Origin of the sequence: Bacillus mesophilum (genome assembly GCF_008923265.1) — a bacterium.
Classification (GTDB): domain Bacteria; phylum Bacillota; class Bacilli; order Bacillales; family Cytobacillaceae; genus Cytobacillus; species Cytobacillus mesophilum.
Genome location: NZ_WBOT01000006.1, coordinates 238,611 through 251,785, shown reverse-complemented (window position 1 = coordinate 251,785; position 13,175 = coordinate 238,611). Strand labels below are relative to the sequence as shown.

The 13,175-nt window shown below is 38.9% G+C and carries 12 protein-coding genes; 9 read left to right on the top strand and 3 right to left on the bottom strand.

The genetic code is table 11. The features are described 5' to 3' along the window. Positions 1-51: 51 nt before the first annotated feature. Entirely contained in the window at positions 52-255 is a 204-nt protein-coding gene (locus F7732_RS17975) for a hypothetical protein (RefSeq protein WP_151575475.1), read from the bottom strand. Positions 256-407: 152 nt separating this feature from the next. Between F7732_RS17975 and F7732_RS17970 the strand changes: the two genes are divergently transcribed. From F7732_RS17970 to F7732_RS17950, 5 genes are all read left to right on the top strand, one after another. Then, on the top strand, positions 408-1,112 hold the full coding sequence (locus F7732_RS17970; RefSeq protein ID WP_151575474.1) for a response regulator transcription factor: 705 nt from the start codon (positions 408-410) through the stop codon (positions 1,110-1,112). Then, positions 1,109-2,110, top strand: coding sequence for a sensor histidine kinase (locus F7732_RS17965; protein WP_151575473.1), 1,002 nt, complete (start codon positions 1,109-1,111; stop codon positions 2,108-2,110). Before F7732_RS17970 ends, F7732_RS17965 begins: the two co-directional genes overlap by 4 nt. Before the next feature lie 83 nt (positions 2,111-2,193). Beyond that, positions 2,194-2,958 (top strand): ABC transporter ATP-binding protein, encoded by a 765-nt coding sequence (locus tag F7732_RS17960; protein WP_151575472.1) that lies wholly within the window; start codon positions 2,194-2,196, stop codon positions 2,956-2,958. Further along, complete coding sequence (locus F7732_RS17955) at positions 2,933-4,828, top strand: ABC transporter permease (protein WP_151575471.1); 1,896 nt, start codon at positions 2,933-2,935, stop codon at positions 4,826-4,828. Before F7732_RS17960 ends, F7732_RS17955 begins: the two co-directional genes overlap by 26 nt. A gap of 214 nt (positions 4,829-5,042) precedes the next feature. Further along, complete coding sequence (locus F7732_RS17950) at positions 5,043-5,936, top strand: M23 family metallopeptidase (RefSeq protein WP_151575470.1); 894 nt, start codon at positions 5,043-5,045, stop codon at positions 5,934-5,936. A gap of 260 nt (positions 5,937-6,196) precedes the next feature. On the opposite strand, the gene F7732_RS17945 is transcribed toward F7732_RS17950, so the two are convergent. Beyond that, positions 6,197-6,448, bottom strand: a complete 252-nt coding sequence (locus F7732_RS17945; protein ID WP_066448283.1) for a DUF2642 domain-containing protein — start codon at positions 6,446-6,448, stop codon at positions 6,197-6,199. A 206-nt stretch (positions 6,449-6,654) separates the two neighbouring features. Beyond that, positions 6,655-6,912 carry a DUF2642 domain-containing protein gene (locus F7732_RS17940; protein WP_240056679.1) on the bottom strand — a complete coding sequence of 86 codons (258 nt, stop codon included), beginning with the start codon at positions 6,910-6,912 and terminating at the stop codon, positions 6,655-6,657. A 363-nt stretch (positions 6,913-7,275) separates the two neighbouring features. Between F7732_RS17940 and licT the strand changes: the two genes are divergently transcribed. The 4 genes from licT (at position 7,276) to F7732_RS17920 (ending at position 13,016) form a co-directional block, all read left to right on the top strand. Beyond that, on the top strand, positions 7,276-8,118 hold the full coding sequence (gene licT, locus F7732_RS17935) for a BglG family transcription antiterminator LicT (protein ID WP_151575469.1): 843 nt from the start codon (positions 7,276-7,278) through the stop codon (positions 8,116-8,118). Positions 8,119-8,250: 132 nt separating this feature from the next. After that, positions 8,251-10,119: a beta-glucoside-specific PTS transporter subunit IIABC gene (locus tag F7732_RS17930; RefSeq protein WP_151575468.1), complete on the top strand. Its 1,869-nt coding sequence runs from the start codon at positions 8,251-8,253 to the stop codon at positions 10,117-10,119. Between the two features lie 27 nt (positions 10,120-10,146). Beyond that, entirely contained in the window at positions 10,147-11,565 is a 1,419-nt protein-coding gene (locus tag F7732_RS17925; protein ID WP_151575467.1) for a glycoside hydrolase family 1 protein, read from the top strand. 11 nt (positions 11,566-11,576) lie between these two features. Further along, a complete protein-coding gene (locus tag F7732_RS17920) occupies positions 11,577-13,016 on the top strand; it encodes a glycoside hydrolase family 1 protein (RefSeq protein ID WP_151575466.1) in 1,440 nt (479 codons plus the stop codon). The last annotated feature ends 159 nt before the right edge of the window (positions 13,017-13,175 follow it).

Sequence of the window (13,175 nt, the reverse complement as noted above, 5' to 3'; positions counted from 1 at the left end):
TTGTTGGTTGGATATCATTGGATTTCACCTGCAATATAATTATTACTTTCATTATAAAACAAAAAGCCAGCGAAACAATGTTTCACTGGCTTTAAAAAGGACTTTTTCAGTGCCCTCAACGAAGTGACGAGGAGGCTCAGCTTGCTCCCCGCGGAAAGCGAGGGTGCGCAGCGCAATGGAACGGTCTTGATTAAATACCGAAACTAAGATATTGAATATTCGTGTTTTAGAATTATTAATTTCGATTTGTCCCATCCTCTTTAAACGCTGGAATTCGTTAACCTGGCGTTTATTTATATATATGTAATAAAAAATGCCTTTGTAAGGTATTCTTGGAATGCCATAATAGATAGCTTCAGGCAAAACTAATATGGTAAATTTATCTTGTGGAAAGGAGATATCATTATATGGAAAAAATCATGATTGTTGAAGATGATCAGAAAATTGCTGAATTTTTAAGTTCATATATAGAAAAGTATGGCTATCAAGTAACTATTGCCGCAGATTTTGAAAAAGTTATAGAAACCTTCAGGGAAATAAAGCCTAATCTTTTACTGCTGGATGTTAATCTGCCAAGTTATGACGGCTACTATTGGTGCAGACAGATTCGGAAGGAATCCATTTGCCCTGTGATCTTTATTTCTGCAAGAATAGGTGAGATGGATCAAGTGATGGCGATTGAAAATGGCGGAGATGATTTTATTACAAAGCCATTTCATCCGGATATTGTCATGGCGAAAATCCGCAGCCAAATGCGCCGTGCCTATGGAGAGTATGCGGCTAAATATGAAGAAAGAGTTTTATCGGAGGCGGGTCTTAAGTTGTATCCTGAGCGATTGGAACTCCAATTCAAAGGCAAGAAAACGACATTAACAAAAAAGGAAAACGATATTATTGAACATTTGCTTGAGCGCTATCCGCGCGTGGCTGGACGACAGGATTTGCTGGAAAAGCTATGGGATGATCAAGTTTATGTGGATGAAAATACGCTCAATGTCAATATCACTCGGGTTCGGAAGAAGTTTGAGGAAATTGGGATTACGGATGCAGTTGAAACCGTGAGAGGGGCAGGATACCGGCTGCGTATTACATGGGATGAGGGGGGATCATGAAGTTATTTTTGCATGAGCACTTGCTCTTAATTTTGATTCAGCTTATTCAATGTATGGTCATTCCTGTTCTCTTTTGGCTGGATGGATACCGAGGGATTGGTGTAGGCATTTATTCTATTTTCCTATCCATTATATTTTTATCAGGATATTTGATTTATCAATATGTTAGCAGAAGGAAGTTTTATCAGCGACTGCAGAATTCAATGGAAACATTGGATGCTTCTCTTGAAACGACTGAACGTTCACCTATTTCAGAGGCGCTTGATCAGCTGCTTCTGTCACAATATCGATTATATCAGGAGAAGCTGCGAAAAGCAGAAGACCAGCAGGATGAGCATTTATTATTTATGGATCGCTGGGTTCATCAGATGAAGACACCTCTTTCGGTCATTGAGTTAACAGCCCAAAGCTTGGATGAACCTGAATCTTCGAGTATCCGCGAAGAAACGGACAGAATGAGGAATGGATTAAATACGGTGCTATATATGGCAAGGCTCCGTACAATTGCAGAAGATTTTCACATTAAGCCAGTTGTGCTGTCTAAACTGATTCATGAGGTTAATCAAGATAACAAACGTTTTTATATTCGTAATGCGGTATATCCGCAGGTTAAAGAAGAAAGACCAGGCATTACCGTCGCAACAGATGAAAAATGGCTGTTCTTCTTAGTAACGCAACTTATACATAATGCCGTTAAGTATTCTTCTGGACAAGCAGGAAACATTGAGATCTCGATCTGCGAAGAGTTAGGAGAATGTGTTCTGGAGGTAAGGGATTTTGGAATTGGAATTCCTTTAGCAGATCAGAAACGAGTTTTTAATAAATTTTTCACCGGGGAAAATGGAAGAAAATATCGTGAATCAACGGGAATGGGTTTGTATCTAGTAAAAGAAGTAGCTGATAGGCTTCAGCATGAGATTGTACTAGAATCACTGCAAGGAGAAGGGACGGTCATCCGCATTATTTTTTCACCAACACAAAACCTTACATCAATGTAAGATTCGTGAAAGCATAATCGATCGTATAGCTCACAGCATACAGGCTATACTTCAACTAGAAAGAGAATGAGAGGAGATAGGTTATGCTTAAACTTACAAATTTGGGCAAGGTTTACGAAGGAAAAGTAGCGTACCGTGCTTTAACGGATATCAATTTAGAAATAGACAAAGGCGAGTTTGTGGCGATTATGGGACCGTCCGGAAGCGGGAAAACGACGCTCCTTAATATTATTTCAACGAATGATTCACCAACAACAGGCAATATAGAGATTGAGGGTAGGAATCCGCATCGATTAAAGAAAAATGCGCTGGCAAAGTTCCGCAGAAATGAATTAGGATTTATTTTTCAGGATTTTAATCTTTTGCATACCTTAACAGTTGAAGAAAATATTGTGCTGCCGCTCACATTGGACGGTGCTTCTGTAAAAGAAATGAAGGAAAAAGCGGGAAAAATGGCTGAAAGTCTCGGGATCACACCGATTTTGAATAAACGGACATATGAAATATCCGGCGGGCAGGCACAGCGTGTAGCTATTGCCCGGGCAATGATTCATCAGCCTAAGCTGCTGCTGGCTGATGAGCCAACAGGGAACCTGGATTCAAAGGCTGCTAAGGATGTTATGAATATGCTGGGGAGCATTAACAAAAAGGAAGAAACGAGTTTGTTGATGGTAACTCATGATCCGCAAGCGGCGAGTTACTCTGACCGGGTCATCTTTATTCGTGACGGAAAACTTCATTCAGAGATCCACCGCGGGGAGAGCAGGCAAGCTTTTTTCCAAAAGATCATTGATATGCTTTCGCTGATGGGGGGCAATGATCATGACTTTTCGCCAGTTCGCATTTAATAATGTGCTCCGCAATAAGAGACTGTATATTGCGTACTTCTTAAGCAGCTTGTTCACGGTTATGGTGTTTTTCACCTTTGCTATTTTCGCTTTTCACCCTGCCTTTTCCGGTGGAGATATTAATAGAAACATCATTTTCGGAATGGCAGTTGCTGGCGGAATTATCTACGTATTTTCTTTCTTTTTCGTCTTGTATTCGATGAGTTCTTTTTTGCAGTCGAGAAAGAAAGAATTTGGTTTGTTAATCATGATGGGGGCTTCTGATCGGCAAATTCGTCTCATGGTATTTTTGGAAAATATTCTGATTGGCTTTTGTGCAACAGTCGGCGGAATACTGGGAGGTTTAATCTTTGCGAAGTTCATTTTGCTCATTGCAGAGAATATTTTAATCATTGAAGAATCCCTCCATTTCTATTTTCCTGCTATGGCGATTGCCGTCACATTCGGCAGCTTTCTTGTACTCTTTTTTCTTATTTCAATTTTTGTTTCCTTTATTCTCCGTACGAATAAGCTGACCGATTTGATTAAAGGAGATAAGAAGTCTAAGGGGGAGCCGAAAGCTTCTGTTTTCCTCTCCATGATAGCTGCGATTCTTTTAATTGTTGGATATGTGACTGCTGTACTGGTTAAAGGTATATTCGTTGTATATGCGATGATTCCTGTGATTTTGGTAGTTGTAATAGGGACGTATCTTTTGTTTACACAGTTAAGTGTTTTTATCATACGTCTATTGAAAAGGAATAAATCGATCTTTTGGAAGAAAACAAATATGCTTCTGTTTTCAGATCTGTCCTTTCGCATGAAGGATAATGCAAGAACATTCTTTTTAGTAGCGATTATCTCAACGGTAGCCTTTAGTGCAATCGGTTCATTATATGGCTTTCAATCAATTCTTACTAAAGATGTAAAGAATTCCACATTATACGATGTTACGTATAGTCCATGGGGCGATGATACGGAAGACGTCATTCAGCAGGATATTCAAAAAATAAATGCAATCTTGGAAGATGAGAAGATTGAGGCTGTGAGTGAAACATTGGATGAGCAAACTTTTCATCTCTCTGAACAGATTAGCTCAGTGCAGATTGTGAAAGCCTCTGATTACAATCGCTTTGCCGCATTAACGGGAAAAGAGGAGCTTGATCCTGAAGAAACGGAAGCAATTGTTGTTGGTCAGAGTGATGCCATTTTAACGGAAGACACAAAAGCTGACGAAATAATGATGAAAGAAAAGATCCAGATTCAAGACGGTCGAGAAATTATCCCAAGCTCTATTATTCAATCTGCTGTGTTAGACATATACAATGCGTATTATGTTGTTAATGATAAAATCTATGGACAGCTGGGAGAACCGGTTAGAAATGATGTAAGTGCTGTATGGGTAGCTAAAGGTGCACAGGAAGAACAGATCCTCGAAGCGGGAAGGAAATTGAACGAACAATTGGAGTATAAAGCCTTCTCTATTGATTATTCTATTTATGAAATCAACAAAACGTTTGGACCGATTCTTTTTATCGGCCTGTTTATTGGGATCGTATTCTTCGTTTCTGCAGGGAGTTTTCTGTATTTTCGCTTGTTTACTGACCTGGATGAGGAGAAAAGAAAATTTAAAGCCATTGCTAAAATTGGTTTGACTCAAAAGGAACTGCAAAAGGTAGTCAACCGCCAAGTGGCACTGCTCTTTTTCTCGCCGATCGTGGTTGCACTCGTTCACGGAGCTGTGGCACTCACAGCTTTATCACATCTTTTTAATTATAATCTGACCACTGAATCAGCGCTCGTATTGGGGAGCTTTACAGTCATACAAGTGATTTATTTCTTAATTGTTCGTTTTATTTATGTGAGACAGGTGAAAAGAGCAATCTTGTAAAAATAAGAAGCTTATAATTATTGAACCTTCAATAGTTATGAGCTTTTTTTATATTATTAAAAGTGTAAATCAATAACGGCACAAGTGGCTCATTTTAGAAACTCGGCAAGTTTTCTTTAACTGCAAATGAAACCTGTTTGGGCGGTTATCCGTAAGAATAGTATGCAGCTTTGAGATAACATAGAAATCTAATTTTACTGAAGGGATGAATTGAATGAGAACTGATCAACCTGTAACTCCCGAAAATTTTGGTGAAATGTTTCTTAATGGAAAACCAGAAGTCATCTATGAGCAATGCAGTAATGAATTTAAAGAACTAGTTAGCTTCCAGCAATTTAGCGAGCTATTGCAATCTTTTAATAGCAATGTTGAAAGCTTTCATCTTGAATCTACCTCGCATCTTGGATTTGTCACACAATATGTGTGGATTGATGAGCGCAAGGAAAAGGCTATAAGTGTTGCATTTGATTCTTCTGATATTATTCAAAGCCTTTTAATAAAGCCTTTTAATACGTTTCCAGAAAGTGATAACACATACTCAAAGAATAAATTTGTGATGCCGATTAATGAAGAATGGTTTGTGTTTTGGGGCGGAACGAATGAATTTATCAATTATCACTATTTATACGAATCTCAGCGTTATGCCTATGATTTAGTCATTATGAAGGAACAAGTTACATATCAGGATGATCCAGCGAGGAATGAAAACTATTTTGCCTTTGGCAAAGAGGTGACCGCGCCGGCAGATGGTACAGTGGTGAAAGTTGTTAACCATATAATCGATAATTTTCCAGGTGAAATGAATGAAAAAGAGGCTGCAGGCAATTATGTCGTTATAAAACATGAGCATGAAGAATACAGTATGCTAGCCCATTTTAAGGAATCATCTATCCTGGTAGTAGAAGGAGAAGCTGTAAAACAAGGTCAAGTTATTGGACATTGCGGAAACTCAGGCAACTCTTCAGAAGCACATATACATTTTCAGGTGATGGATACGCCAGATCTATTTAACTCCAAATCCCTGCGCATTCAATTTGCGAGTGGTGAGGAACCTATTCAAGGGGATTTTGTAACAAAGGAATCTTTTGATAAAAAAAAAGTCAATTAGATCCTATAGAAAAAGCTGAGGTTGCACTTTCTATAACTGATATAGCCCGTTTTATCGGATCACTATTTACAAAGTAGAAGGAGATAAATGATCTTTCTCTTAGAACATATAAATACACTTAATTTTTTTTACGGAAGAATCTGGGACATATTTGATGAGACCCTTTTTCTTTTGAATTATGAAGATAATAAGGAAATAGAAAAAGACCCATTAAGGTCCTTTTCTATTTCCTTAAAATAAAGGTATGAATGAAAGATCTGTTAACGAGTCGTATCCGGCATAATCCAAACCACTTCGCATAGGCGAACAAAGAACGTTGAATCGCGCTCTTGAAGGGCAATATGATCTGGTTTAACATCGATTACACTACCTGAAATTCTTCCTCTGGATGTTTCAATGACAGCTCTTTTTCCAACTAGGGAGCTTGCTGCATTATATACAAATGGCTCCACCACGATTACTTGTTCAGGCTGCTGCATCATGTTCATGGGCTGCATGTTTTGGCGGTACATATTTTCATCTCCTCAGAATTTTTCTTGTTATATAATACTAGGATAAATTCATTGTGAGTAAGTCAATTGCAAGTGGATCTCTGTCTAGCTCCAGGCGCTAGGGACTCGAGGTCTTAAGCTGATCCAGTTAAAAGGTTAAAGAGCAACCTTTCACCTGGCCCATCTTAAGCTTGTCGTCCCTGGGCGAGCGCCTTCCGCATTTCTAATTATTCCGGCATAATCCAAACGATTTCACAAAGGCGGATAAAGAAGGTTGATTCAGCTTCTTGAATGGCGATGTGATCAATCTTTGCATCAAGAACTGTCCCTGATACGCTGCCTCGGGATGTTTCTACAACTGCACGTTTTCCAACTAAAGAACTGACCGCAGTGTAAACATAAGGTTCGACAACAATTACTTGCTTCGGCTGCATTGATGCTTCCATCTGTCTTGGGTAAACCATCTGTGTATAAGGGTTGTTCACTTGAGATCCTCCATCATGGTCTTATTTATTATGAATACATTCACAACATATTCAGCTCAAAGATATTTGCCCTGGTTATATACCTATATCTGAATAATTTCCTAGGCGCTTTTATTGCTAGTTGTATTTAGAAAAAAATATTTGACGATTCTAATCTTTTATATTATTATTTCACTATAAACAAGAAAACGCTTTACTCTTACAACTTAATGATATCAGGGTGTTACTTATACAAGGCATAACCTGAATTAATCTAGATAGGACTAGGACTCTAGTTTTATTTGAGATTGATTCAGGTTTTTTGATTATAAGAATGAAATAACGAAGATTCGGCACTCTATTCTTGAGGAAAGGAGCGATCGTGTGAAGTTAAAAAAAGCTTTAAATAATAACGTGGTTTTGGCTAAGACAGAAGATCACCGTGAAGTTGTTGTCTTTGGCACTGGCATTGCTTTTAAGCTAAAGCCGGGCGACCCTATTGATCAGTCAAAGGCAAGTAAAGTGTTTACCTTGCAAACAAGTGACTTATCTCTGCAAATGGCGAATTTATTAAAAGAAATACCTGTTGAATATGTTGAAATAACACAGGAAATTTTAGATTATGCCAGAGAGAAATTAAACGTTTCAATCAGCGACTATACATTGCTCACGCTCACTGACCATATCTATTATGCGATTTCAAGATATAAAAAAGGCGAGAAAATTGTAAACGTTCTTTTATGGGAAGCAAAGAAGTTTTATAAATCTGAGTTTGAAGTCGGGTTAAAAGCTTTAGAAATTATAAAAGAAAAAACAGGCGTGGCCTTTAATGAAGATGAAGCAGGTTTTATCGCCATGCATTTAGTTAACACGCAGGTTGAAGGCAATGAAATAGACAAAACATTAAAGATGACCAAGATTGTTCAAGACATATTAGGCATTATTAAATACTATTTTAAAATGGAATTTGATGAAGATTCTTGGAATTATGGCAGATTGGTTACTCATTTAAAGTTTTTTGCACAGAGAATCCTATCAAAGGACCGAATTGATGAACAGGATGATGACCTGTTCATCCAAGTTCAGCATAAATATCCAGAAGCATTTGAATGTGTGAAGAGAATTGAAACATATGTGAAAAATGGTTTTGGCATGCAAATTACACATGCAGAAATGGTTTATCTTGTACTTCACATCTCCCGTGTTACATCACGTGGAGGAAAATAATTTAATGATGAAAACAGGGTGTTACTGAAAAGGCATAACCTGTGATGTTTCAAGGCTGATACCAGTCTTGTTTATACATCCAGTGTTATGCCTTTTTTTATATTATAAAAATATATTAGGGGGTTTATCACAATGGCTGATTACAAACAATTAGCACAATCCATTGTCGAAGGTGTCGGCGGTGAAAACAATGTAGACAGCGTTTATCACTGTATGACAAGACTTCGTTTTAAACTAAAAAACGGAAATAAATTAAATAAAAAGGATCTTGAGCAGTTAGATGGTGTTGTATCTGTGCTTTATAGCAATGGACAGCATCAGGTTGTCATTGGAAACCATGTAGCAGAAGTGTATAAGGCGATTACTGATCAATATAACGTTGACAGTGCCGCTACATCTTCGAGTCAGGAAAGTGAAAAGAAGACTAGTAATCCTATTGCCCGCTTGTTCAACATTATGTCGAGCATTATTACGCCGATCGTACCAACTTTAGCCGGATCCGGTATGCTGAAGGCCCTTCTTGTTATCTTCACAACCTATTTTGGCATGTCAGAAGAAGGAAGTACGTATTTAATTTTAAGTGCTGCAGCTAACGCAGTATTTTACTTCTTCCCGCTGGCTCTAGCTGTATCGGCTGCAAAAACGTATGGGGTGAATACATTCGTTTCATTAGCGATAATGGGTGCACTAATGGAGCCGAAATTCACAGGACTAATGCAGGAAGTTGGAGATATTGTTGATTTTGCCGGATTGCCAATCGTTCTAATGAGTTATAGCGGTCAAATCATTCCAGCTATCTTAGCAATCTGGTTATACTCTTACCTAGAAAAGTTCTTAAACAAAGTTATTCCAAAAGTCATTCAAATGTTTGCCGTTCCGATGATTTCATTATTAGTAATGGTACCTCTTACAGCAGGTCTTATTGGACCATTTGGCGTTTATGTAGGTGATGGAATTGCTACAGGTATTGATATGATGAGTAACACAAGCGGTATGTTAACAGGTGCGATTATCGGTGCAGGCTGGACATTCCTTGTTATGTTTGGAATTCACTGGGGCATTGTACCAGCGATGCTTCAGAATTTAACTCAAACAGGGTATGATACCATTCGTCCGCCAGTAGCAAATGCAACATTTGCACAAGCTGGTGTAGCATTTGGTGTCTTCCTGAAAGCAAAAGATAAGAAACTTAAATCATTAGCACTTTCATCTTTAGCTCCAGCTCTATTAGCAGGTGTAACAGAACCAATCGTGTATGGATTATCGGTGCGCTTAAAACGACCAATGATTGCAGCTGTTATCGGAGGAACGATTGGTGGAGCCTTTGCAGGCGCGATGAATACAACAGTTATGGCATACGTATTCCCGGCTCTGACAACATTGCCAGCCTTTATGACTGACACATTTGCTTATTACATTATCAGTATTACCATTGCCTTTGTTCTCACAGCAGCACTTACGTATATTTTAGGATTTGATGAAGGAACACCAGCTAGTGATGAAAAAGAAAAACCACAGCCACAAATTAACAAACTAGATAGTAATCGTTCTATTGTAAAATCACCAATGAGCGGAAAAGTCGTTCCTTTAAAAGAAGTGAATGATCAGGCTTTTTCAACTGGTGCAATGGGGCAAGGTGTAGCCATTATCCCTGCTCATGGAAAAGTGTTTGCGCCCGTAACAGGTACAGTAACGACTTTGTTCCACACAAAACATGCCATTGGCTTAACAGCAGATGATGGCACAGAAGTTCTCATTCACGTTGGCCTTGATACAGTGAAACTGGATGGCCAGCATTTTACAGCTCATATCAATCAGGGCGACATAGTGCAAGAAGGGCAATTATTAACAGAGTTTGATATTGAAGCGATTGAAAAAGCGGGTTATGAGCTGACAACACCAATTATCATTACAAATTCAAATGATTATTCAGATGTAATCGAAACAGAGCAATCTGCTGTTTCAAACAATGATGTGCTTTTAACAGCAGTGAAATTGTAAAATAATGAAGTTTAGGAGCTGATCCATGTGAAACCGAATCAATCACACTTCCCGGAGAACTTTCTCTGGGGAGGTGCAATAGCTGCCAACCAAGCGGAAGGCGCTTGGAATGAGGATGGAAAAGGTCCTGCGATAAGCGATGTTATTCGTAATGGAATCGTTGGGGGGACGTTTGATGGAGAAGTAATAGATGGTCATTATTATGCAAGCCATAAGGCTATCGACTTTTATCATCATTATAAAGAGGATATTGCTTTATTTGCAGAAGCAGGCTTAAAATGCTTCCGTACATCCATTGCCTGGTCGCGTATTTTTCCAAATGGGGACGATGAACAGCCGAATGAAAAAGGATTGCAATTTTATGATTCGCTTTTTGATGAATTATTGAAAAATGGGATTGAACCAGTTATTACGATTTCACATTTCGAAATCCCTTTAAACTTAATAACAAAATATGGCGGCTGGACAAACCGCAAGCTGATAGATTTTTATGAACGTTATGCTGTTACGATCTTTAAACGGTACAAGGACAAAGTGAAGTATTGGATGAATTTTAATGAAATCAACCATTTTCACACGATTCCATTAGCAGCTGGCGGCATTCTTATTCGTAATGAAGAAACTAAGCTTCAGGACATTTATCAGGCGTCACATCATGTGTTTGTGGCAGCTGCCAAAGCGGCTAAGCACTTAAAAGAAATTCGTCCAGATGCTTTAATGGGAGCCATGCTTTCGTTAAGCCCAATATATCCGCATACATGTCACCCAGAGTCGGTGTTTGAATCCTATCAGCTTAGAAGAAGATCACTGTTTTACTCTGATGTGATGATTCGCGGAACGTATCCGGCATATGCAAAGCGGATTTGGAATGAGCATCAGATCGAAGTGAGGATGATGGATGGTGATTTAGAGCTGATAGAGGAAAACACTGTCGATTATCTTGGCTTCAGCTATTATCGCAGCTCCACTCATGAGGCAGGCATGAAAATCCTCGGGAATACAGGAGGCATTATTGGAAAAGACAACCCGTATTTAGAAAAGACAGAATGGGGCTGGCCAATTGATCCTCTTGGCTTGAGATATGTCTGCAATGAATTGTATGATCGCTATGAAATTCCGCTCTTTATTGTAGAAAATGGCTTTGGCGGCAGTGACGAATGGAATGATCAGGGCGAAATTGCTGACGATGAAAGAATCAATTATATTAAAAAGCATTTAGTGCAGCTTCATGAAGCTATTAAAGATGGCTGTGACATTATCGGTTATACCTGGTGGGGACCCATTGATATTGTCAGTGCCGGAACAGGCGAAATGAAAAAAAGGTATGGCTTCATTCATGTTGACAAAGATAATGATGGACAAGGAACACTAAAGCGAACGAAAAAGAAAAGCTTTGGCTGGTACCAGCAAGTGATCAAGACAAACGGCCAATCGTTATTTGAATAAAGGAGGACATTATGGAACACAACAAAAAAACACCATTTCCAAAAGATTTTTTATGGGGAGCAGCTTCAGCGGCTTATCAGGTAGAAGGAGCTTGGGATAAGGACGGCAAAGGCCCTTCTGTATGGGATGTCTTTGTCCGCAATGAGGGTGTAACATACAAAGGCACCAATGGCGATGTGGCAGTGGACCATTACAATCGCTACAAAGAAGATGTCGCATTAATGGCTGAACAGGGATTGAAAACATATCGTTTCTCCATTGCATGGAGCCGAATTTATCCAACAGGAAACGGAGAAGTCAATGAAAAAGGACTTCAATTCTATGATGACTTAATTGATGAGCTGTTAAAATACAATATTGAGCCAATGATTACCCTTTATCACTGGGATATTCCGCAATCCCTAATGGATCAATATGGCGGCTGGGAATCCAGACAGGTCATTGAAGATTTTAATGAATATGCCATTACTCTATACAAGCGTTACGGAGATCGTGTAAAATATTGGATCTCCTTAAATGAGCAAAATTATTTTATCAGCTATGGCTATGAAACAGCACTTCATCCTCCGGCAGTGAAAGACCGCAAGAGAATGTATGCAGCGAATCATATTGCTAACTTAGCGAATGCTAAAGTGATTCAATCTTTCCGTAAATATGTGCCAGATGGCAAAATAGGACCAAGCTTTGCCTACAAGCCTTATTATCCTGTTGATTCGAATCCGCAGAACATTTTGGCGTTTGAGAACAGTGAGGATTTAAATAATTATTACTGGATGGATATGTACGCATGGGGACGCTATCCAGTTACAGCTTGGAAGTTCTTAGAGGAAAACGGATTGGCTCCAGAGATTGAAGAAGGAGATTTCGAGTTATTGGCATCTGCAAAACCGGATTTTATGGGTGTAAACTATTACCGTACAACAACCGTTGAAGAGAACCCGAAAGATGGCGGTGTTGATATCGGTGTTAAAAATGTAACAGGCAAAAAAGGCTCCACGAAGCATTCTGGTATGCCTGGAATGTTTAAAACAACAAACAATCCTCATGTAGAAAGCACAAACTGGGATTGGGATATTGATCCGCAGGGACTGCGTATTGGTCTGCGCAGAATTGCGACTCGCTATCAGCTTCCGGTTCTCATTACTGAAAACGGCTTAGGAGAATTTGATGCACTTGAAGAAGGCGATGTTGTGAATGATGATTACCGCATCGATTATTTAAAATCACATATCCAGGCAATCCAGGATGCAATGAGTGATGGAGTGGAAGTGCTTGGTTACTGTGCATGGTCATTCACAGATCTGTTAAGCTGGCTGAACGGCTATCAAAAACGCTATGGCTTTGTTTATGTCAACCGGGAAGAAGATGACGAGAAGGATCTGCGAAGAATCAAGAAAAAAAGCTATCATTGGTATAAAGAAGTAATAGCTGAAAACGGAGAAAATCTCTAGCCGATCAAGGAGGATACCTAGTGGAGGAAGAAGCTTTGCTTCCCTCTTTAGGTATTCTTTTGTGTTTTTTAGCTGCTGCAGTGAATTTTAAATTGGCTATTGAAGCAGATGGATTATATCTGTAAAATAGTTATCATTTAAGAAAAGATAGGAAAATAC

Excerpts from the sequence above, each read along its gene's own strand:
- F7732_RS17950 (WP_151575470.1), top strand. The coding sequence starts at position 5,043 with ATGAGAACTGATCAACCTGTAACTCCCGAAAATTTTGGTGAAATGTTT.
- F7732_RS17965 (WP_151575473.1), top strand. The coding sequence starts at position 1,109 with ATGAAGTTATTTTTGCATGAGCACTTGCTCTTAATTTTGATTCAGCTT.
- F7732_RS17930 (WP_151575468.1), top strand. The coding sequence starts at position 8,251 with ATGGCTGATTACAAACAATTAGCACAATCCATTGTCGAAGGTGTCGGC.
- F7732_RS17960 (WP_151575472.1), top strand. The coding sequence starts at position 2,194 with ATGCTTAAACTTACAAATTTGGGCAAGGTTTACGAAGGAAAAGTAGCG.
- F7732_RS17945 (WP_066448283.1), bottom strand. The coding sequence starts at position 6,448 with ATGTACCGCCAAAACATGCAGCCCATGAACATGATGCAGCAGCCTGAA.
- F7732_RS17970 (WP_151575474.1), top strand. The coding sequence starts at position 408 with ATGGAAAAAATCATGATTGTTGAAGATGATCAGAAAATTGCTGAATTT.
- F7732_RS17975 (WP_151575475.1), bottom strand. The coding sequence starts at position 255 with ATGGGACAAATCGAAATTAATAATTCTAAAACACGAATATTCAATATC.
- F7732_RS17920 (WP_151575466.1), top strand. The coding sequence starts at position 11,577 with ATGGAACACAACAAAAAAACACCATTTCCAAAAGATTTTTTATGGGGA.
- F7732_RS17955 (WP_151575471.1), top strand. The coding sequence starts at position 2,933 with ATGACTTTTCGCCAGTTCGCATTTAATAATGTGCTCCGCAATAAGAGA.